The organism is Dermabacter sp. HMSC06F07 (assembly GCF_001807345.1).
Lineage (GTDB): Bacteria > Actinomycetota > Actinomycetes > Actinomycetales > Dermabacteraceae > Dermabacter > Dermabacter hominis.
Window position 1 is genome coordinate 395779 of the sequence record NZ_KV788588.1, and the last position, 20261, is coordinate 416039.

18 protein-coding genes and 2 tRNA genes are annotated in these 20261 nt (G+C 63.6%); 8 read left to right on the forward strand and 12 right to left on the reverse strand.

The genetic code is table 11. The features are described 5' to 3' along the window. Window positions 1-16 precede the first annotated feature (16 nt). Window positions 17-1453, reverse strand: coding sequence for a 3-isopropylmalate dehydratase large subunit (gene leuC, locus HMPREF3157_RS08900; RefSeq protein ID WP_070436145.1), 1437 nt, complete (start codon window positions 1451-1453; stop codon window positions 17-19). 146 nt (window positions 1454-1599) lie between these two features. Here leuC and HMPREF3157_RS08905 point away from each other — a divergent pair, with 146 nt between their 5' ends. After that, window positions 1600-2319 carry an IclR family transcriptional regulator gene (locus HMPREF3157_RS08905; RefSeq protein WP_040387009.1) on the forward strand — a complete coding sequence of 240 codons (720 nt, stop codon included), beginning with the start codon at window positions 1600-1602 and terminating at the stop codon, window positions 2317-2319. 26 nt (window positions 2320-2345) lie between these two features. Here the strand turns inward: HMPREF3157_RS08905 and HMPREF3157_RS08910 are convergent, their stop codons facing one another. The 11 genes from HMPREF3157_RS08910 to HMPREF3157_RS08960 form a co-directional block, all read right to left on the reverse strand. Beyond that, the gene (locus tag HMPREF3157_RS08910) at window positions 2346-3164 is read right to left on the reverse strand and encodes a universal stress protein (protein ID WP_070436146.1); all 819 of its coding nucleotides are present in this window, start codon (window positions 3162-3164) and stop codon (window positions 2346-2348) included. A 128-nt stretch (window positions 3165-3292) separates the two neighbouring features. Continuing rightward, window positions 3293-3365, reverse strand: a tRNA-Glu gene (locus tag HMPREF3157_RS08915). A 76-nt stretch (window positions 3366-3441) separates the two neighbouring features. Next, window positions 3442-3513: transfer RNA gene (locus HMPREF3157_RS08920), tRNA-Gln, on the reverse strand. Between the two features lie 138 nt (window positions 3514-3651). Continuing rightward, on the reverse strand, window positions 3652-4812 hold the full coding sequence (locus HMPREF3157_RS08925) for a hydroxymethylglutaryl-CoA synthase (RefSeq protein WP_070436147.1): 1161 nt from the start codon (window positions 4810-4812) through the stop codon (window positions 3652-3654). Continuing rightward, entirely contained in the window at window positions 4809-5870 is a 1062-nt protein-coding gene (locus HMPREF3157_RS08930; protein ID WP_070436148.1) for a hydroxymethylglutaryl-CoA reductase, read from the reverse strand. The genes HMPREF3157_RS08925 and HMPREF3157_RS08930 overlap by 4 nt, the downstream gene beginning before the upstream one ends. Further along, on the reverse strand, window positions 5863-6948 hold the full coding sequence (fni, locus tag HMPREF3157_RS08935; RefSeq protein WP_070436149.1) for a type 2 isopentenyl-diphosphate Delta-isomerase: 1086 nt from the start codon (window positions 6946-6948) through the stop codon (window positions 5863-5865). The genes HMPREF3157_RS08930 and fni overlap by 8 nt, the downstream gene beginning before the upstream one ends. After that, a complete protein-coding gene (locus HMPREF3157_RS08940; protein ID WP_061211747.1) occupies window positions 6941-8068 on the reverse strand; it encodes a phosphomevalonate kinase in 1128 nt (375 codons plus the stop codon). Before HMPREF3157_RS08940 ends, fni begins: the two co-directional genes overlap by 8 nt. Next, window positions 8065-9057: a diphosphomevalonate decarboxylase gene (mvaD, locus tag HMPREF3157_RS08945; RefSeq protein ID WP_061211746.1), complete on the reverse strand. Its 993-nt coding sequence runs from the start codon at window positions 9055-9057 to the stop codon at window positions 8065-8067. The genes HMPREF3157_RS08940 and mvaD overlap by 4 nt, the downstream gene beginning before the upstream one ends. Continuing rightward, a complete protein-coding gene (gene mvk / locus HMPREF3157_RS08950; protein ID WP_070436150.1) occupies window positions 9054-10226 on the reverse strand; it encodes a mevalonate kinase in 1173 nt (390 codons plus the stop codon). Before mvk ends, mvaD begins: the two co-directional genes overlap by 4 nt. Next, window positions 10223-11749, reverse strand: a complete 1527-nt coding sequence (gene gltX, locus HMPREF3157_RS08955) for a glutamate--tRNA ligase (protein WP_070436283.1) — start codon at window positions 11747-11749, stop codon at window positions 10223-10225. Before gltX ends, mvk begins: the two co-directional genes overlap by 4 nt. A 66-nt stretch (window positions 11750-11815) precedes the next feature. Then, a complete protein-coding gene (locus HMPREF3157_RS08960; RefSeq protein WP_070436151.1) occupies window positions 11816-12607 on the reverse strand; it encodes a fumarylacetoacetate hydrolase family protein in 792 nt (263 codons plus the stop codon). A 219-nt stretch (window positions 12608-12826) separates the two neighbouring features. Between HMPREF3157_RS08960 and HMPREF3157_RS08965 the strand changes: the two genes are divergently transcribed. The 7 genes from HMPREF3157_RS08965 (at window position 12827) to HMPREF3157_RS08995 (ending at window position 20143) form a co-directional block, all read left to right on the forward strand. Beyond that, complete coding sequence (locus HMPREF3157_RS08965; RefSeq protein ID WP_070436284.1) at window positions 12827-13753, forward strand: 3-methyladenine DNA glycosylase; 927 nt, start codon at window positions 12827-12829, stop codon at window positions 13751-13753. A 48-nt stretch (window positions 13754-13801) separates the two neighbouring features. Further along, on the forward strand, window positions 13802-14623 hold the full coding sequence (locus HMPREF3157_RS08970; RefSeq protein ID WP_016664763.1) for an endonuclease/exonuclease/phosphatase family protein: 822 nt from the start codon (window positions 13802-13804) through the stop codon (window positions 14621-14623). 34 nt (window positions 14624-14657) lie between these two features. Beyond that, the gene (locus HMPREF3157_RS08975) at window positions 14658-17213 is read left to right on the forward strand and encodes a DEAD/DEAH box helicase (RefSeq protein ID WP_070436152.1); all 2556 of its coding nucleotides are present in this window, start codon (window positions 14658-14660) and stop codon (window positions 17211-17213) included. Next, window positions 17210-17728 carry a PTS sugar transporter subunit IIA gene (locus tag HMPREF3157_RS08980; protein WP_070436153.1) on the forward strand — a complete coding sequence of 173 codons (519 nt, stop codon included), beginning with the start codon at window positions 17210-17212 and terminating at the stop codon, window positions 17726-17728. The genes HMPREF3157_RS08975 and HMPREF3157_RS08980 overlap by 4 nt, the downstream gene beginning before the upstream one ends. A gap of 38 nt (window positions 17729-17766) precedes the next feature. Further along, entirely contained in the window at window positions 17767-18441 is a 675-nt protein-coding gene (locus tag HMPREF3157_RS10570; protein ID WP_083288139.1) for a LexA family protein, read from the forward strand. Between the two features lie 743 nt (window positions 18442-19184). After that, the gene (locus tag HMPREF3157_RS08990; protein ID WP_070436154.1) at window positions 19185-19544 is read left to right on the forward strand and encodes a Cd(II)/Pb(II)-sensing metalloregulatory transcriptional regulator CmtR; all 360 of its coding nucleotides are present in this window, start codon (window positions 19185-19187) and stop codon (window positions 19542-19544) included. Beyond that, window positions 19541-20143 carry a cadmium resistance transporter gene (locus tag HMPREF3157_RS08995; RefSeq protein ID WP_070436155.1) on the forward strand — a complete coding sequence of 201 codons (603 nt, stop codon included), beginning with the start codon at window positions 19541-19543 and terminating at the stop codon, window positions 20141-20143. The genes HMPREF3157_RS08990 and HMPREF3157_RS08995 overlap by 4 nt, the downstream gene beginning before the upstream one ends. The last annotated feature ends 118 nt before the right edge of the window (window positions 20144-20261 follow it).

Here is a 20261-nt window from a genome sequence, read left to right on the forward strand (position 1 = left end):
AGCGTCCTCGCGGCCCTCAGGCACGCACCGAGGCGTCGGCTTGTTCGAGATTGTCGAGGTCAGCGGGTGATGAAAGGGTTCCCCGCACGGCCGTCGCGGCCGCGACGACGGGCGACACGAGGTGGGTGCGCCCGCCCTTGCCCTGGCGCCCCTCGAAGTTGCGGTTCGAGGTCGAGGCGGAGCGCTCCCCCGGGGCGAGCTGGTCGGGGTTCATGCCAAGGCACATCGAGCATCCCGCATTTCGCCACTCGGCGCCAAAGGCCAGGATCTCCTTGTCGAGTCCTTCGGCTTCGGCCTGGAGTCGCACGCGCGCCGAGCCGGGAACGACGAGAACACGAACATTCGGATCCTTCGTGCGGCCTCGGATCACATCGGTGAAAGCGCGCAGGTCTTCGATTCGACCGTTCGTGCACGAGCCCATAAAGACCGTGTCGACGCGAATGTCCTTGAGCGCGGTCCCGGGCTCGAGGTCCATGTATTCGAGCGCGCGCTCGCACGCGGCTTTCGCGTTGTCGTCGGCGAAGTCCTCTGGGGCGGGAACGGCGCCCGAGAGCGGCAGGCCTTGACCGGGGTTCGTGCCCCACGTGACGAATGGCTCGAGTTCGTCGGCGTTGATCACAACTTCAGCATCGAAGGTCGCGTCGTCGTCGCTCCTGAGGCTCTTCCAGTACTCGACCGCTTCGTCCCACGCCTCCCCCGTCGGCGCATGGGGGCGTCCCTTGACATACTCAAAGGTCGTCTCGTCGGGAGCGATCATGCCGGCCCGGGCACCCGCTTCGATAGACATGTTGCAGATCGTCATGCGCCCCTCCATGGAGAGGTTTCGGATGGCTTCTCCGCGGTATTCGAGCACGTATCCCTGCCCGCCACCGGTACCGATCTTCGCGATGACCGCAAGGATGATGTCTTTAGCGCTCACGCCCGGTTTAAGCGATCCTTCGACCGTAATCGCCATGGTCTTGAAGGGCTTGAGGGGCAGGGTCTGCGTTGCGAGGACGTGCTCAACTTCGGAGGTACCGATGCCGAAGGCAAGCGCGCCGAATGCACCGTGGGTCGAGGTGTGCGAGTCGCCACACACGACCGTAATTCCCGGCATCGTGAGGCCGAGCTGCGGCCCCACGACGTGGACGATGCCCTGGTCAACGTCGCCGAGCGAGTGGATACGCACACCGAATTCCTCGGCATTGGCACGCAGGGTGTTGATCTGGGTGCGGCTTGTGAGGTCGGCAATTGGTTTGTCGATATCGACGGTCGGCGTGTTGTGATCCTCCGTCGCGAGGGTTTGGTCAACGCGGCGCGGCAAGCGCCCCTCGAGCCGCAGCCCCTCGAATGCCTGCGGGGAGGTCACCTCGTGAAGCAGGTGAAGGTCAATGTACAGGAGGTCCGGCTCTCCGCCTTCGCCCTTGCGGACTACGTGGTCCTGCCAAACCTTTTCCGCGAGAGTTCCCGCCATGTGAGTGACTCCTCGATCGTCGTCTCCCCGCGTCGCTCCTTTGCGTGAAGCGCACGGCTCGTTGGCACCAAGTTTCGCGAAGGGGCAGTGGCGAAGCACTCGCATTTCACATCGCGAGACGATAGTCTTATTCCATGAACATTCAGATCGAAGAGGGAAGCGGCGTCGGTGTGATCGACAAAGCCGCCACGGTACTCGGCGCGCTTGAAGCGGGGCCCGCAACGCTCGCAACTCTCGTGAGCACAACCGGGCTCGCCCGGCCGACGGCTCACCGGCTCGCGGTCGCGCTCGAACACCACAGGCTCGTCGCGCGCGATATCCAAGGTCGCTTCATCCTCGGGCCTCGCCTGACGGAACTCGCCGCCGCCGCTGGCGAGGACCGCCTCCTCGCCTCCGCCGGGCCCGTTCTTGCCGAGCTCAGGGACCGCTCCGGAGAATCGGCGCAGCTCTATCGTCGCCAAGCCGAACACCGCGTGTGCGTCGCGACGGCCGAGCGCCCAAGCGGCCTGCGCGATACCGTCCCACTAGGCTCAACGCTCACGATGCGAGCCGGTTCCGCCGCACAGATTCTTCTCGCCTGGGAAGAGCCAGACCGCCTCCACCGCGGCCTTCACGGGGCACGCTTCACAGCCTCAATGCTGTCGGCCGTGCGCAGACGCGGGTGGGCGCAAAGCGTCGGCGAACGCGAATCGGGCGTTGCGTCCGTGAGTGCGCCGGTTCGGGGCCCGAGCGACCGCGTCATTGCCGCCCTCTCAATCTCGGGCCCGATCGACCGCATGACGCGACAGCCCGGAAAAATCCACGCCACTCTCGTCATGAGCTACGCGGAGAAACTTAGCGAACTCGTGCGCCAGGGCGGCCATTAGAAGTCCACTGGACGGGCTCAAGTGGCTTACTGCCTCTCGAGCCACACGGGGGTGTTCGCGTACTGCAAGAAAGCGGTATTCGACACGACGGGCTGACGCTCAAGTTCCCCGTGCTTGCCGCGCGCGTTCGCAACGATAAGCCTCGTGCCCTCGCTGCGGCGGATCAACTCTTTCGCCGTGTGCTGGCGACCGTACTCGGTGATCTCCACGTCCACCTCGGGCGCAACCTCGCGCAAGTGACGTTGAGCGCTCTCGAGAATGCCCGCCCATTTCTCCTCGGGAATCACGATCGAGGGAATAACGCGGACGCCGGTGCCGTACACCTTCGCAAACTCGGCGGCGCGCTCGAGCGCGCACTCAAAGGCCGTCCCACCGTCGTAAAACACTGCCACGGGGCCATCTGCGGCAATATCGCCGCGAACGACAACGATCGAACATTTCGAGCGTGTGAGGAGCGCCGAACTGGTCGATCCCACAATGATCGAGAGGAAGCGACCGAGCCCGCGCGAGCCGACCACGAGCGCATCTGCGGTCGCTGACTGCTGAATGAGCACGTCCACCGCGCGGCCGTCGACAATCTGGGTCGTCACTTCGCAGCCGGGGGCAACTTCGTGGGCGATCTGAGCCGCTTCATCGAGCAAGCGTTGCGCGGCGACCTTGAGGCCCGACCCACTCACGCCGGGAACGGGATCGACATCGACCCCCATGAGCGGCCACACGAATGCGTGCACAAGATGCAGGGGCTTATTCAGGGCGAGGGCATTGTGCGCCGCCCAGCGGATTGCGTGATCGGATTCCTCGGTGTCTTCGACGCCGACAACGATCCGGCCTTCATTTGCACTCATGGTTTTCTTCCTTCCACGGCCGGGCTCACGCTTTTGTGAGCCAAACTCCCTGCTCGCTTTAAGGATACGCCGGAAAGGTCCCAGGCACGAAAAAGCCCGACCACCGAAGTGGTCGGGCTTTCGCTCTGTACCCCGTACCGGATTTGAACCGGTGTTACCGCCGTGAGAGGGCGACGTCCTAGGCCGCTAGACGAACGGGGCCTTGCCTTAATGAGGCCTTAGAAACTTTAGCAAAGCTGCTGACTGTTTCCAAATCCAGGCCATGTGACCTGCATCGCTGGGGTACCAGGACTCGAACCTAGAACAACTGAACCAGAATCAGCCGTGTTGCCAATTACACCATACCCCAAGGGTTTTGCCCGGCGAGCCGAACGAAATACAACAGTAGTCCAGCGCGAAAGCCCCGGCAACTTTTCCTTCGTCCTTTGTGGAAGCTTTCACACGAATGCGATTCCGACGCTGGCCCTGCAACCGTCGGACCCCTTTTTCACGCTTTTTCGTACACCCGAATCGACTCGCGCACACCCGCTAAACGGAATGGGCCCTCACTCTCCGCACGCGTTTCATAATCGTCCGTGCGATCCGCGCGGATGTGCCGTTCGCGATATTCCTCATAGCCGATTTCTCGGCGCGCATCGAGCTGGGCCGTGAGCGCACCTGGGCGCACATGTTCGCGATACCCTTCGACGAGCGTACCGGCGAAAAACTCGGCGACCGCGCCCGAGCCGTAGCTGAAGATTCCAATCCGCTCGCCTGCACGAAGCTCGGCGTTCTCGAGAAGTGACAAGAGCCCCATGTACACCGATGCCGTGTACGTATTGCCGAGGCGGCGGTTGTGAATCATGGTCTCCTCAAGTGAGGACACGGCGCTCGCGACCGACTGGGCGCCCGCGTGCTTCGCGAGGGTCTGCATGGCCTTCGCCGCCATCTTGGTGAACGGCTGGTGGAAGCACATGCGCGCGATGGAGGAGAACTCCGCTCCCCCGCGGCGCACGTAGTCGTCGTATGCCTCTGTCACGGCGCGCAAGTAGACGGTCACGGAGAAACGGCCGTCGACGAGGGCGGTCGTGCGGTCATTGGGACGCCAGAAGTCATGGACGTTTTCGGTGAAAAGACCCGAAGCGGGCTCGATTGCCATGATCGCGGGGTCAGCGCTCACGAGCATCGCTAGCGCACCCGCCCCCTGGGTTGCCTCACCACTCGAATCAAGCTCGTACCGGGCAATATCGCTCGCGATCACGAGAATTTTTTCATCGGGGTTGCGCGCCACGATTCCGAGCGCAAACTGGAGCGCTGCGGTTGCCGAATAGCATGCCTCTTTGAGCTCGACGACTCGGGCATTGTGCTCGAGGCCGAGGAGTTCGTGCACGTAGATGCCCGCCGCTTTCGACTGGTCGATGCCTGTCTCTGTCGCGAGCACGAGCGTGCGGATCTCCTTGGTGCCGTGGCGCTCGATAATGGGCGCAGCTGCCCGGGCTGCGAGAGTGACAATGTCTTCGTCGTCGCCCGGCACGCTCATCTCATGCTGGCCAATTCCGCGCAAATACTTACCGGGACTCGTGCCCTGTGCTTCGGCGAGCGAAGTGAGGGAGAAGAAGAGCGAGGTCGTCGCCGCTGAGATATCGGTGATGCCGATCGCGTGCGTCATCGCGAACTCCTTTCAAACTGGACGTGGGCGGCCATGAGCTCGCCGGGATTGGTCTGCGCGGCCATGAGCGAGAGCTCGCCGCACAGGACGGTTGCGGCAGCGAGTCCCGCGAGACGTCGGGCGTTCTCCCCCGGCTCGCGTTCCTCACGGCATCCCAGGCGCGCGAGATTGTCACTCACGAAATCAAGCCCTTTGCCGTTGCCCACGGACCCGACAATGAGATGCGGGATCGTGCACGAGAAGTAGAGATCCTCGCCGTCTCGGCCCCGGCGTTCGGTGTGCGTGATGCCCTGGCTGCCTTCAACGATGTTTGCGGCGTCCTGGCCCGTCGCGAGATAGAACCCGAGCAGCATGTTGGCGTAGTGCGCATTGGCACTCCTGAGGGAGCCTGCGGCGATGCCACCCACAAGGTTCTTGCGCACGTTGAGGTCCGCCATACGTTCGGCGCTCGTGCGCAGTCGCCGGCGCAAAACCTCTTCGGGAAGGACGATCTCCGCGATCACATTCTTGCCGCGCCCTCGAATTCCGTTCACGGCCGAGGTTTTCTTGTCGGTGCAGTAGTTGCCGGAGATGCTCGCGTATCGCAAAGCGCTCTCGCGGTTCGCGATGTGCGCCATGAGGGCGTCCGCGGCGAGGGTCACCATGTTGTGGCCAGCAGCATCGCCCGTGAGGAACTCGAGGCGCAAATACAGGAGATTACCGACGATCTCGGGGACGATATCGATCAGACGCGCAAAGCGGCTCGTACCGGCAACAACCTCCTGAAGCGAGGACAGATCCGCGCACACGCGCCTCGCCGAGTCGTAGGCATCGGCCGCCGAATCTGCTTCGAAAAGGATCGAGCGGGTCATGCGTTCGTCAACGAGGGTCGTGCGGATTCCGCCCTCGACGAGCCGGGATACCGTCGCCCCACGCTTGACCGAGGGAAACAGGGTCGTCTCGTAGGTGGCGAGGGGGACCTCGACCTCGCCTTCGGCCACGTTTCCGCTGATCCTCAGGGGACCGAGCCATTTCATGGGAATCTGCGCGAAAGCGCCCTGCTCGCGTGTGTCACTCATGAGTGCCTCCATTCGCCGTTCCGCTGCGCCGCGCGTAGGGGGAAAGATCGATGCCTCTCGCTTCCGCGTACTCGCGCACGCGCCCCGTGAGCACGAGGTCTGTGCGCGTGAGCGCGTCGACGTTTCGTGCGCCCACGAGCGCCATCATCGACCGCAGTTGCTCTTTCCACGTTCGGATTTCACCAATGAGCGCATCGGGTCCGTGGTCGCGCACGATCGCGAGAAAACCGCCCGCGACTCCCACGGCCTTCGCCCCTAGCGCGAGGCATTTGAGGACATCGAGGCTCGTGCGAACACCTCCGCTCGCGAGAAGCGGGAGCCCCGTGTCGCGCGACGCCCCGCGCGCATCGATCAGGCTCTCGACGGCGCTTTGACCCCAGCCATTGAGGTGGGAGAACTGATCGGTGCGGCGCGCGCTCTCGATGCGTGCGAAGTCAGTGCCACCATTGCCAGCCACGTCCACAAAGGCAACACCGAGTGAGGACAGCGTGCGTGCGCTAGCCCCCGTCATCCCGAAGCCCACCTCCTTCACGATCACGGGAACATCGACGGCCCGTGCGATCGCCTCGATGTGCTGGGCCCAGTGCTCGAATTCGCGATCTCCCTCGGGCATCACGATTTCTTGGACGGCATTCACATGGATTTGAAGTGCATCGGCATCGATGAGCTCGACCGCCTCGCAGGCCTGCTCGGGGCTTGCGTTCGCTGAAAGGTTCGCCATGAGGAAGCCGTGTGGGTTTTCGTCACGAAGAACGGTGAAACTCGGCGCGCACGATGGATCTTTGAAGTAGGCGCTCATGGACCCTGAGGCCATCGCGATACCCGTGTCCGCAGCGGCGATCGCGAGTGCCTGATTAATCTTGCCGGTGAACTCGCTACCGCCGGTCATGCCGTTGATGTAGAACGGCAGAGGCCACGTGCGCTCTCCTATTTCAACCTCGAGACTCACGGTCTCGACATTGACGGCGCTCAGGGCGTGATGAAGCACGCGCACGTCATCGAAGTCCCGTGAGCGGCGGTGGGCGGTCTCTTGCTCCATCGCAAGCCGAACGTGATCGTCTTTGCGGGAACTACTCATGGGCGCTTCCTTGCTTTTCGGTCGTCACATGTGTGCGGGCGTGGAGGTCCGACGGCTCTACGCCCACGTTGAGCGCGGTCATTCCCGCTCGCCGCCAGGCTTGTCTCACTGCCGTCGCGACGTCGGCATTCGGGGCGAGGGCAAGAACGCAGTCCCCGCCGCCAGCTCCCGAGAGTTTTGCGGCGGCACCGTGTGCGACGGCGATCTCGGTCATAGCGCGCAGCTCTGGCGTTTCGATGCCGAGCGGCCCCTCGCTTCCTCCTGCCGCAGCGTCGAGGTCACGCAATTGAGCGAGGACGCATTCGAGCACGCGCATGGCGTCAATCGTCGAGCCCGTGCGCACCGCCTCGACGAAACGCTCCACATGCGCGGCGTTCTCGCGCGCGAATGCTTCGAAGTCGATGCGTCCAGCGCGGGCAGCATCGTCGACTTGCGCTACGAGCGAGCGGGTCGACGCAGGCGCACCGCTCCAGCCGATGACGGTCTTGAGCGCGTGTGGCACGTCGAGCGGCTCAAGAGCAAGGCCCGGCCACTGCGCGGCGAGCGCGCTCTTGACGCCTTCGCGTGCGCGCAGATCGCGCACGGCCTCCCGATCGAATGATCGGTACAGGACCCAGCCACCGAGCACACTCGTGGCGACGTCTGCACACGAGGCGCGCACATTACCGTCGAGCACGGCGAGAGCCGAAAGTTTGAAGAGTTCTCGCGGGCTGAGAGCGATGTTGAGGGCGCGAGCCGCGGCGCCAATGGTCGCGACGACAACGGCGCCGGAAGAGCCGAAGCCATACTTTCGACCGTCACTGTCATCAAGGGTTGACGACACGTGGATATCAAGGGCGGGCAGAGGCCCGTAATACTCCACGAAAACGTCGAGAGCGCGGAAAATAGGTTCTCGCTGCTGCTCGGATGCTGGCGCCTCGGCGCTCACGGGAGCATAGTCGCGCTCCTCGCCCCACTGCTCGCTCGCGACGCGCACGCCGTAGGCGCGGCGCACGGGACTCACGCGGGCCGTGACCGCGCGATCCACGGCGATCAACACCGCGGGATTACCAGCGCGCACAACCCCGTACTCGCCAGCGACGAAAAGCTTTCCCGGGGCGCGGAATTCGAAAGCGCTCATGCTTCGCTCGGGCGCTCACCCTCATCGAGGAGGTAGGCACCGGGGCCGGCGTTCGCAACATGCATCTTCACGTCCTCGATCCTCTCACGCAGGCGCTCGGTAACGAGAGCGGCCTCGCGCGAGCGACACAGAATCTTCACGTTGGGCCCGGCATCGGCGCTCGCGTATGCCTCGATCCCCTGCTCTCGCAGCTCCTGGACCGCATCGATCATCGCGAAGCTCGTGCCCGTCAGGTATCGCACAGGCGGCTCCGCGCCGAGCATCGAGGCGTGCATGCGAAGGGCGCTCATCTCCGCGATCTCGCCGAGGCTCGTGAAATCCGCATCGTGCACGGCGCGCGACGCGCGCTCCAAAAGCACGGCGTTCGACGATACCCATCCCTCGAAATAGGGAGAGGTCTCCACGGTGTGGTTCATGCCGGCGCGGCTGCCGATCTTCTTGCGCGCGCTTGAGATGACCGCGACGACCATCGAAAGGGGCTCGCCGCTCCACTCGAGGGGCTCGGCAATACTCGTGTCGTCACTCGTGCCCTTATTCCAGCGTGCGAGCCCGCCGAAAATTGAGCGGCACGCCGATCCGGAGCCACGGCGCGCGAGGCGCGAAAGCTCCGCATCGCTCAGCGAAAGCCCGTACGCGACACTCGAAGCCTTCGCGAGCGCCGCGAAAGCGGCCGCGCTCGAGGCGAGCCCGGCAGCCGTCGGAACCGTGTTCGTGGAGGTGACATGTGCGTGCGCCTCCGAACCCGCGAGCTCACGCACAAGACTGAGGACCGTGCGCACGCGCGCAGATTCCTCACCGGACAGCTCAACCCCGTCGAGGACGACCCGGTCGAAGGGATCGTCCGTCACCTCGACCGTCGTGGTCGTCGGGAATATGTCGAGAGTCAGCGACAGTGATCCGGTCGCGGGCAGATTGAGCTCGCGATCCGTTTTCCCCCAGTACTTCACGAGTGCAATGTTGGGGTGTGCGACGGCGGTAGCGCGGGTCATGAGCTCTCCTCACTCGCGGGGTTGATTGACCACACATTCTTCGCACCGGCAGCCGAAAGCGCACGCGAAAGCGCGGGGACAGCGCCGTGAGAAGGAGCGAGGGCGATGATGCAGCCGCCCAGGCCTCCACCCGTGAGCTTCGCACCGAGTGCACCTGCATCGCGTGCCGCCCCCACGAGGTGTTCGAGCCGCGAATGCGATACCCCGAGCTCCGTCAAAATCTCCTGGCAGTCGTTCATTGCGCGACCCACGCTGCTCATATCGCCGATACGCAGCGCTTCGCGTGTGGTGTGCGCGAGCGAAGCGATCGTCTCGAGCGCAAGATCCACGAGTCGGGGATCGCGTTCACGCCGCTCGCGGATGCCGCGAACCGCATCGAGGGTGTGCCCGGGAAGCCCCGTGTCAGCCACGACGAGCGCCGGCGCGTGAGCAAGTTCGAGCGGTTCCGCCTTGCCTGCCTGGAACCACAGTGGGCCATCCGCCATGGTCTGGTACGCGTCAAGACCACTCGGGGTTCCATGCGCGATGCGTTCGACGAACTGCACGAGCTCGAACCGTTCCTCGCTCGTGAGTTCGTGACCGTATAGGCGCGCAACGGCAACGGCGATCGCGCTCGCCATCGCGGCACTCGACCCGAGGCCGCGTGCCGTGGGGATGCTTCCCTCGACCGTGACTTCGGCGCGTCCAGGCTTCTCGCCCACGTGACTGAGAATTGTCCGCAGTGCCGACTGGGCCAGTTCGTCCTCGGCCTCTTCCGTATCGACGTCGAGGTAGATCGCGCCCGTGGAAGGGTCGCCGACGGTTGCAATGCGCCGCTTTCCACGCCGCTTCCCCGTGCGCGACGAGGGCACATCGAGCGTGAGGCCGCTCTCGAAACGCACCTCGTCGCCGGGAACGGTCTGATCATCGAACGAGAAACCTTCGGTCAGCGAGTACGAGCCGCTGATCGTCCCGAGCCCCTCGGCGGAGACGGATCCCTCGATGCGTCCGGCGTGAGTACTGACCGAATCCGGATAGGGCAAAAGCCTGGCCGTTGCCGTGAGGCTCAAGTGGGAAATGGGAAAGGCGATCGCGGGATGCCCGTACACGACAGCGTGCTCGCCAATCAGAATCGTCTTGGCGTGCGCGCTGCCGTGCCCGGTCGCGTACTCGAACGTCTCTTCGCTCACCGGGATGCGAGCAGATCGGCGAACGACGAAAGGCGGGCGATGGTGGATTCGTAGCCGAGAAGCTCCATCGATTCAAACAGCGGCGGGCTCACGCGACGGCCAGAGATGCCCGAACGAAGCGGCCCGAACGCAAGCCGGGGCTTGACGCCCATGCCGTCGATAATCGCTTCGCGCAGCGACGACTCAAGCGTCTCGGTCGTGAAGTTCTCCTTGCCGCCTTCCTCGATGACCTCGATGGCGCGGCGCACAACGGAAACGGGATCGTCTCCAAGCTTCTTGAGGGCGTCCTCTTCAATCACGAGATCGGCATCGTCGATGAAGAGGAAGCGCAGCATCCCCGGGGCCTCACCGAGGAGATTCATGCGCGGCTGCACGAGTGGCGTGGCCTTCGCGAGGAGGGCGCGCTGGTCCTCGGTGATGGGGGTTTCGACGACCCCGGCCTTCTCGAGGTACGGGATCATGCGCTCGGTGAACTCGGCCTCGTCGAGCATTCGCATGTGGTCGGTGTTAATCGCGAGCGCCTTCTTGTAGTCAACGCGAGCGGGGTTCGGGTTCACGTCGGCAACATCAAACTTCGCGACGAACTGCTCGCGCGTGAAGATATCCTGATCGCCGCTGTAGCCCCAGCCAAGCAGCGAGAGGTAGTTGATCATTCCCTCGGGCACGAAGCCCTCGTCACGGTAGAGGAAAAGGCTCGACTCGGGGTCGCGCTTGGACAGCTTCTTATTGCCCTCCCCCATCACGTAGGGAAGGTGGGCGTATTCGGGCGTGAACTTCGCGATGCCGATCTTCTTGAGCGCTTCGAACAGTACGATCTGCCGGGGCGTCGAGCTGAGGATGTCTTCGCCGCGCAGAATGTGGGTGATTCCCATGAGGGCGTCGTCGACGGGGTTCGTGAGGGGGTAGAGCGGCTGGCCGTTCGCGCGCACGACGACGTAGTCGGGGGTCGAACCGGCTTTGAACGTGATTTCGCCGCGTACGAGGTCGTTGAACGTGATGTCTTCATCGGGCATTCGCACACGCCACACGGGCTCACGTCCTTCGGCGCGGAACGCTGCCTTCTGCTCTTCGGTCAGGTCACGATCGAAACCGTCGTACCCCGATTCCTTCGGGCGGCCAGCGGCAATGTGGCGCTGCTGGATTTCCTCGGGAGTCGAAAACGACTCGTAGATGTAGCCGCCGTCCTTGAGCTTTTGGATGACGTCCTGGTAAATCTCGCCGCGCTGCGACTGGCGGTAGGGACCGTCTTCGCCGCCCGCGTCCACGCCTTCATCCCATGTGATGCCAAGCCAGCGCATCGCCTCGAGAAGCTGGTTGTAGCTTTCTTCGCTATCGCGCGCTTGGTCGGTGTCCTCGATGCGGAACACGAGCGTGCCACCCGTGCGTTTCGCGTAGGCCCAGTTGAACAGGGCCGTGCGCACCATGCCGATGTGCGGCGTGCCGGTGGGCGACGGGCAAAAGCGGACGCGGACCTCACTGTGGCCGCGCGTGCTGTCGAGGGTGGGAAGGCTCGCGAGATCGATGTTCTCAGCGCTCACGTGGGTGTTCTCCTTCGAGAGGTTGGCGGGGTGAGATCCCCGGATGTGGTCTTAGGCCTCGAGATCTTCGGGCGAAACAATGCGGTTCGTGAGGGTGCCAATTCCGTCGATGTCGATGTCGACGGTGTCACCGACGTCCACGAGCCCGACGCCCGCGGGCGTGCCGGTGAGGATGACGTCGCCGGGAAGGAGGGTCGTCGAGCGCGTGATCTCCTCGATGAGCTCGGGGATGCGGCGCAGCATGTCGGCGCTCGTGCCGTCCTGTTTGACCTCGCCGTTTACGCGCGAGCGGATGCGCGCGTTCGCGGTATCAAGGTCCGTTTCGATCCACGGCCCGAGCGGGCACGAGGTGTCGAAGGCTTTCGCGCGGAACCACTGGGACTCTTCGCGCTGGGCATCGCGCACCGTGAGATCATTCGCGCACGTGTAGCCCAGGATGACGTCCGAGGCGCGCTCGGCCGGGATGTTTTTCGCGAGGGTTTTGATAACGACCGCGAGCTCGGCCTCAAAGCTGAGCTCCGCGGCATCAGCGGGGTAAACGATCGGATCGTTAGGGCCGATCACCGACGTGTTCGGCTTGAGGAACAGCAGCGGTCGTTCGGGAGCTTCGCCGCCCATCTCACGCGCGTGCTCCGCGTAGTTCTTGCCAACGCCAACGACCTTCGACCTCGGGATCACAGGGGCGAGGAGGCGGACGTCCTCGAGCGGGAGAATCGTGCCGTTAGGTTGAATCTGGGTGTACAGCGGGTCTCCCGAGATTCCGTACACCATGTCCACGCCGTCCTTTTCCTGGACGATGCCGAACATCGGGTTCGAGCCAGTGGTGAATCGTGCAATGCGCATGCCCTCAGTCTAGTAGCGCGCTTTGGCTTGCACGGGCTATGCCTCTATGCCCTTGGCCACCCCTCACTCTTTCTTCACATCCGCAGCCCGTGCGCAGCCCGCCCCACACGTATCGGCACGTAAACTCAATGAGTGTTTTCTTCATCGCGTTCGTCTTCGTCATCGATCTCGCCTGCTGCCCCCGGTCGCTTCGTCGCCGTGATGTCGGCGGAAGAAGCGATGCATGCACGCGAGGAGCACGAGGCACGCGCGGATCGTTTGAGCGCCCCGCACCGAGAGCGAAAGGCACGCGGCGAGAAGCACCCGATCGAGGGTTTTCTGCACACGTACTACCCCTTCAGCCCGGGGCAGCTTCGGCGCTGGCATCCGGGCTGGCAGGTGGGTTACGAAGCCTCGGCGGATCAGGCACACAGCGGGGTTGGGGATGTCGATTCCGACGGCTGCCGGCGCTGGTATAGCGACATGCAGCTCCAATCGGGCGGCGCTTCGGGTGCGGTGCGCGCGGCGGACCTCGAGCGATTTGCACGCGAGCGAGGCGATGCCGCCTACTGGATTCACCGATTGCTGTCCAACTCGAGTTTTGCCGAAAAGCCCGGGAATTTTTCGTGTTTTGGTCTTCACGAATGGGCGATGGTGTACCGCCTCGGGCCGGGCGAGAAGCGGCATGAATCGCTTCCCTTGCGACTGAGCGCCGAGGAAACAAACCGCGTGGTTGAAGAGAACCGTCTCGTGTGCTCGCATATCGACGCGTTTCGTTTCTTTACGCCGCAGGCGGCTCCGCTCAATGCCTCGCGCCCCACTCGCGAGAGTCAGCCCATGAGGGATGACCCGGCGTGCCTTCACGTGGGTATGGACCTGTACAAGTGGTCGATGAAGCTCGCGCCGCTGCTGCCGAGCGATATCGCACTTGACTGCTTCGAGCACGCCCTGGATTTGAGGATTCTCGATATGGAGGCCTCCCCGTACGACTGCCGAGGATACGGATACGGGATCGTGCCCATCGAGACTGAGGAGGGTAAGCGCGAGTACGTGCGGCGCCAGCGGCTTCTCGCCGATCGTTCGGATGCGCTGCGCACGCGGATCCTCGCCGCCGTGGAACCTCTCGTGCCTCTATTTGCTAAGTCTTCTCGCCCCTGCGCGAGCTAAGTCTCCCAAACACCATTATTCTTCGACGTTTCGCGGCACAATAGATGTATGCCTGCTTCCCCGTCCACGTCCCCACGCACTGCGCGCGTCCGCGTCGCCACGTTCAACATTCATCACGGCGCTAATTCCCGCAACGTTCTCGATCTCGACGCGACCGCTTACGCCCTCGAGTCGCTCGAGGCCGATGTGATCGGCCTGCAGGAGGTCGACCGATTCTTCGGGACGCGCTCAGACTTCGTGGATCAGGCAGCGTGGCTCGCAGACCGCCTCCACATGCACGCCCAGTTCGCCCCCACGATCGATCTTGAGCCGTCGCGCCGTTCCGCGGAGCGGGTGGGGCTTAGCACGCGCAGGCAGTACGGGATCGCGGTGCTGTCCTCGTACCCGATTGTCGACTCGCACCTCGCACGTCTTCCCGAAAACCGACTGATCGAACGCCGTGCGGTGCTACGCACACGCATCGATGCCGATGGAACCCCCTTCTCGTTCGCCGTCACGCATCTCGCACTCGGCCCGGGGCGGACCAGACGCGCGCAGTTCCGAGCCGCGCGCGAGGTCGCATTCGCGGGCGAGGAGCCCGCAGTCCTCGTGGGAGATCTCAATTCCGCGCCCTCGCATGCGCGCGATTATTCCGTCTTCACGAAGGGGCTCACAGACGTGTGGGCCGCGAAGCATCGCTTCCCGCTCGCCAAGCGCTTCCTCGGCCGCACAAACCCCGTGATTCCCATTCCGTTACGACGTATCGACTACATTCTCGCGAGTCGTGACATTCGGCCGATCTCGGCGAAGACCCTCCGCACGCACGCGTCGGATCACCTCCCGGTCGTCGCGGAACTCGAGATCCCTCACGTCGATCTCGCCGCCGAATAGGCAGCGGCCCGGGCGGGGCTGCCACAATGGGGGCATGCCACTTCTTCACGACTTTCTCCCCACGTCCTCGAGCGAGGATGCGATCGTCGAGGGTTTCATCGCAGCGCAAGCCGAGGTTGGCCGCACCCTCTACTCCCATCAAGAGGAGGCGCTCCTCGCGATCGCCGCTGGCGACCACGTGATTGCCGCGACGCCCACCGGCTCGGGAAAGACAACGATTGCTTACGCGGCGCTCTACGCCGCGATGGCGCGCGGAGAAACCGCGTACTACACCGCCCCGATTAAGGCGCTCGTGAGCGAGAAGTTCTTCGAGATCGTCTCGATGTTTGGGGCTGAGAACGTCGGCATGATGACGGGCGATTCGTCCGTGAACCACGAGGCCCCGATCATCGTGTGCACAGCTGAGATTCTCGCGAATCATGCGCTTCGCGACGGTGAGACGAGCAGTATCGGCCTCGTCGTCATGGATGAGTTCCACTTCTACGACGATTCGCAGCGCGGCTGGGCCTGGCAGGTGCCTCTGATCGAGCTCCCGCGCACGCAATTCGTGCTCATGAGTGCGACCCTCGGTGACGTGACCTTCTTCGAAAAGGACCTCGCGACGCGCACAGGCAGGAGCGTGAGTACGATCGCGGGGGCCGAACGCCCCGTTCCCCTCGATTTCCGCTGGGCGACGACCGACCTTCCCGAGACGATCACAGAGATCCTCGAGAATCGCGACGCGCCCGTCTACATCGTCCACTTCACGCAAAAGGACGCCCTCGAGCAAGCGCAGCACCTTCTCGGCACAAAGATCCTTACACGCGAAGAGAAAGACAAGATTCGCGAGCTCATAGGCGACTTTCGGTTCTCGCGCGGTTTCGGCTCGATCCTCTCGAAACTCGTGCGCGAGGGCATCGGCGTGCACCACGCGGGCATGCTCCCCAAGTACCGCCGCCTCGTTGAACGGCTCGCGCAATCGGGTCTTCTCAAGGTCATTGCTGGAACCGACACGCTCGGCGTTGGCATCAACGTTCCGATCCGCACCGTGCTCATGACGGGACTCGCAAAGTTCGACGGACGCCGCCAACGTCTGCTCAACACACGGGAGTTTCTCCAGATCGCCGGTCGCGCCGGACGCGCGGGTTACGACACCGTGGGGCACGTCGTCGTCCAAGCTCCCGAATGGGCCGTCGAGTTTGAGAAAGAAAAGGAGCGCTTCGCGAAGCGAGCCGAAATGGGCTCGAAACCCAACAACGCGAAGAAGAAGCAGCGCGAACCGAAAATGCGTGTTCCAGAAGGCCGGGTGAACTGGACCGAGGAGAACCTCAGGAAGCTTAGTGAAGAGCAACCGTCGGAACTGAAACCCCACATGGCGATGACGAGCGCAATCCTGCTCGCGCTCATTTCCCGCCCGGGAAGCGCCCTCGAGGCTGCTCGGCACCTCATCGACGAAAGCCACCAAACGCGCGCCCAGAAATTTGCTCTCAAGCGCCGCGCTCTCGAGCTATTCCGCGGCCTCAAGGAAGCGGAGATCATCACGGTGCGCGAGGAGCCGGACCACCTCGGTCGCACCGTCACACTCGTGGACGACCTGCAGTGGGACTTCCAGATGAATCAGCCGCTCGCAGCGTTCGCGATCGCAGCCCTCGACATTCTTGACGAGGATTCGCCGAGCCTCACGATGGACTCGGTTTCGATCATCGAAGCGATCCTCGAGGACCCGTTCCAGATTCTGCTCGCGCAGCAGAATGCGGCGAAGAGTGCGCTGCTCGCCGAGCTCAAGGCTGACGGCGTCGACTACACCGAACGCATGGCGCGCCTCGACGAGGTCACATGGCCGAAGCCTCTCGAGGAAGAACTCTCGGCAGCCCTCGAGATCTATGCGAAGAATCGCCCCTGGATCAACGTGCACGACCTCTCCCCCAAGAAGATCGTGCGCGAGTTCTACGAGACGGGCGCGACGTTCAGTGAGTTCGTCTCACGGTACCAGCTCATGCGCTCGGAAGGCATCGTGCTGCGCTATCTTTCCGACGCTTACCAGGCCCTCCGGCGTACCCTCCCGGTCGAGCTGCGAACCGAGGAGCTCGAGGATGTCATCGAATGGCTCGGTGTCCTCGTCCGGGGTGTTGACTCCTCGCTTCTTGACGAGTGGGAGGCACTCACCAACCCCGACAGCGATACGGATGCCGCGAGCGAAGTACGCCCCGATTCGCCACGCAGTCTGAGCGCGCAGACCAAGGTGCTCACGCAAATGGTGCGCGCCGCGATGTGGCGACGAGTGGAAGACTTCGCGTTCGAGCGCGAGGAGCAACTCGGTGAACTCGATGGCGCGAGTGGGTGGGACGCGGATCGCTGGGGCGAAGCCATGGACGACTTCTACGACGCGCACGATCACGTCGTGATCGAGGGTCGCGCCCGCGCACACCAATACCTTCGACTCGAGCAAGAGTCGAAGCGTTGGCTCGTCACGCAGACCATCGTCGATCCCGAAGGCGATCACGACTTCGTGATGCAGGCGATCGTGGACCTCGAACAGACCGACGAGGAGGGCGAGCTCGCGCTCACCCTCGAGTACGTCGGGGACATCGTGAAGGCACCCTGGCGGTGACGCGGCCACGCCTATACGTGCTCGACGTCCCGAAAGGCGAGGGCACGAGCTTCGCCTCGCTCACCCGGTTCGTAGCGAGTCATCTCGAGGCCGACGGATGCGTGACGTCATCGTGGGTCGGGGCCGTACTCGCGCGCGAGCAGCTCTACCCCACCGGCCTCCCGCTCGAACCGCCCGTCGCGATACCCCACGCTGACACGACCCACACACTCAAGGACGCACTCGTGGTGGCAAGGCTCGCTGAGCCACTCGCGTTCGGTGCAATGGGAGATTCCGACGCCGGAGCGCTCCAGGTGCGCCTCGCCGTCTTTATCGTTGCCGGCAACGGGATGGCCCAGGTCGAGGCACTCGAAAGGCTCCTCAGCATCCTTGGCGACGGCGCGCGCCGCGAAAGGCTCGAAGCCGGCTCGGCCGAGAACGCACGGCGGTCCTTCGAAGCGATACTCGAACAACTCGGCGCACTCACCACAGCCCCCGACAAACCCCCACACCCGCAAAAACCGGTACAGACCTGATCCTTCAAGCCAAAGCCAACCGTGAACGCGCTCAGCGTATGCGCGCCCTCTCCGACGAGCTGGACGGCCTCAGCGTCGAAGAACTTGAACGCCACGACCCGTCCTACATCCAAGGTGTCCGCGTCCTCTACGACTCGGCAGGAGTCCCACAACGCGACGAAACAGCCTTCCGCCACGCACTCAAAACCGCACACCGCGCACACAAACGCGGCCAACGCCTCAAAGACAACCTCATCATCGACATATACGAACACGCCTACCGCATCGCCCACGCCCAAGACACCCTAGGCCGCCCCGACGAAATGCCCCCCATGCGCGACCGCCTCACCATGGCCCGCCGCGTCCGCGCCTACGCCACCACCAACAAGACCGTCAAAGAGGCCGGAACAGGCCTCAGCTCCACCCAACACGTCACCCCCACCGAACGCAGCGCACTACGCACCTTCGGCTCACGCGGCGGCAAAAAATCCGCACAACGCTGGACCGACCCCACCCAAACCGAGTACCACACCAACGCCCGCAAACCCCTCGAAGCCGCCAACAAACGCCGAGCGCAGCAGGCGAGGGCTTCGAAGGCCGAGGTGTTGGCGTTTCTCAGCAGGCAGATTGTCGAGTCGGGCACCCAGCCCACGCGACGGGAAGTCATGCAGGAATTTGGACTGTCTGAGTCCACCGCGAAGCGCTATCTCCGCGAGGTGCGGCATCTTCTCTAGGGGGGTCAGGCCGTAAGCATAGAAGGGTTCCCCCTCCCCCCTGGGAGGGCACACGGCTTTCCCTCTTTTCCTCACCCTTCTCCCGCGGCCCGGCGCCCTACCCAAGGGGGGGGTCAGGCCAAAGGCCTTTCGCGGATATCCTCGCGCGGCTCCGGTATTCCACGATGCCCTGCCGGCTCCCCGCTCCTGCGCCTCCATCCGAATCTCGCCAGGAGGGCCCAAGAAAAGGTCATTTGCCAGACCTCCCACCTAACGTCACCAGCGCAGGTCGCCACCCATGAGGGACAACACGACGAAGCCACCGTCTTTGGGGGCCTGGACTGACGCGGCGCTCGGTGAGCAGAGGTTGGACTCGAGGGGATGTTCAGCGGAAGTCGTAGTCGGGGTCCATCCCGCTGGAGAGATAGATGTCCTCAGCGTCGACTTCGCTGAGCATCTCGCTCATCGGAGAGTCGGCGCCAACATAGTGGTCTTCACCGATCATGCATCGGCATTCTTCGGCCCAGGTGTCGTCGGTCCCGTCTCCGACCTCTGTGTGCTTCCAGTGTTTTGGTCCTGTTGGCATGACCCAACTATAGAGGTCGAGGGGTGTTGGTTCGCGCTCAACGAGATGCTGTTGCAATGGGGTACCCCAGTAGGACAACCCTGCTGTGCCACGGAGCTGTAGCTTCTTGGGAGCAAGAGACCGAGAACACCAGGCCACCGGTCACGAACTGTTCAGTGCGCACTGTATAGTTCAGTGCATGCTGACTATTGCTTCGCGTCTGGACGTAATGAACCGCCTGGGTCGTACACTGGCCGACCCTACTCGATCCCGGATCATCTTGACCTTGCTCGACCATCCCGCTTACCCGGCGGAACTATCCCGAGATCTGGACCTAACACGCTCGAACGTGTCCAACCACCTGGCATGCTTGCGCGATTGTGGGATCGTCGTCTCCGAGCCCGAGGGTCGTCGGACACGATACGAGATCGCCGATTCGCACCTGGCGCAGGCGCTGACTACATTGGTCGATGCCACCCTGGCAGTGGACGAAGACGCCCCGTGCATCGATCCTGCCTGCTCGCTTCCCGAATGCAACGTAGCTGGGGTGGGCGCATGAATCTCACCACGGTCTTGCAGGCGATAGGCCTGTTCGCAGCTACCAACATCGACGACATCATCGTGCTCTCCCTCTTCTTCGCGCGAGGGGCACGCCAGAGCGGCACCACCGCCCGTATTTTGGCCGGCCAGTACCTCGGATTTGCCGGCATCCTCGGTGCCGCGATCCTTGTGACCATCGGTGCCGGAGCATTTCTGCCTCCGGCAGTCATTCCATATTTTGGTCTCATCCCGCTGGGCCTCGGCCTCTGGGCCGCATGGCAGGCTTGGCGCGGAGACGATGACGACGATGACGACGAGGCCAAGGTTGCCGGCAAGAAGGTCGGCGTTTGGACAGTCGCAGGCGTCACTTTTGCCAATGGCGGCGACAACATCGGTGTCTACACCCCTGTATTCCTTAGCGTGGAACCTCTCGCAGTAGTCGCCTACTGCATCGTCTTCCTCGCGCTCGTTGCGGTCCTGGTGGCCTTGGCAAAGTTCGTCGCCACCCGCCCCCCGATCGCGGAAGTGCTCGAACGCTGGGAGGACATCCTCTTTCCCATCGTTCTCATCGGCCTCGGCATCGTGATCCTCGTCAGCGGCGGAGCCTTCGGGCTCTGACGTAGCGACAGCGAGCCAACCAGCCCTGAGGGCGTGTCGGGGGTGTGCAACGGGTTGGCCCGGTTCGGACTCGACGAGGTTGCTGAGATCTTCGGAGGGTTGGTTCCTGGCTAGCCTG

Excerpts from the sequence above, each read along its gene's own strand:
- leuC (WP_070436145.1), bottom strand. The coding sequence starts at position 1,453 with ATGGCGGGAACTCTCGCGGAAAAGGTTTGGCAGGACCACGTAGTCCGC.
- HMPREF3157_RS08910 (WP_070436146.1), bottom strand. The coding sequence starts at position 3,164 with ATGAGTGCAAATGAAGGCCGGATCGTTGTCGGCGTCGAAGACACCGAG.
- HMPREF3157_RS08925 (WP_070436147.1), bottom strand. The coding sequence starts at position 4,812 with ATGACGCACGCGATCGGCATCACCGATATCTCAGCGGCGACGACCTCG.
- HMPREF3157_RS08930 (WP_070436148.1), bottom strand. The coding sequence starts at position 5,870 with ATGAGTGACACACGCGAGCAGGGCGCTTTCGCGCAGATTCCCATGAAA.
- fni (WP_070436149.1), bottom strand. The coding sequence starts at position 6,948 with ATGAGTAGTTCCCGCAAAGACGATCACGTTCGGCTTGCGATGGAGCAA.
- HMPREF3157_RS08940 (WP_061211747.1), bottom strand. The coding sequence starts at position 8,068 with ATGAGCGCTTTCGAATTCCGCGCCCCGGGAAAGCTTTTCGTCGCTGGC.
- mvaD (WP_061211746.1), bottom strand. The coding sequence starts at position 9,057 with ATGACCCGCGCTACCGCCGTCGCACACCCCAACATTGCACTCGTGAAG.
- HMPREF3157_RS08960 (WP_070436151.1), bottom strand. The coding sequence starts at position 12,607 with ATGCGCATTGCACGATTCACCACTGGCTCGAACCCGATGTTCGGCATC.
- HMPREF3157_RS08965 (WP_070436284.1), top strand. The coding sequence starts at position 12,827 with ATGCATGCACGCGAGGAGCACGAGGCACGCGCGGATCGTTTGAGCGCC.
- HMPREF3157_RS08970 (WP_016664763.1), top strand. The coding sequence starts at position 13,802 with ATGCCTGCTTCCCCGTCCACGTCCCCACGCACTGCGCGCGTCCGCGTC.
- HMPREF3157_RS08975 (WP_070436152.1), top strand. The coding sequence starts at position 14,658 with ATGCCACTTCTTCACGACTTTCTCCCCACGTCCTCGAGCGAGGATGCG.
- HMPREF3157_RS10570 (WP_083288139.1), top strand. The coding sequence starts at position 17,767 with ATGCGCGCCCTCTCCGACGAGCTGGACGGCCTCAGCGTCGAAGAACTT.
- HMPREF3157_RS08990 (WP_070436154.1), top strand. The coding sequence starts at position 19,185 with ATGCTGACTATTGCTTCGCGTCTGGACGTAATGAACCGCCTGGGTCGT.
- HMPREF3157_RS08995 (WP_070436155.1), top strand. The coding sequence starts at position 19,541 with ATGAATCTCACCACGGTCTTGCAGGCGATAGGCCTGTTCGCAGCTACC.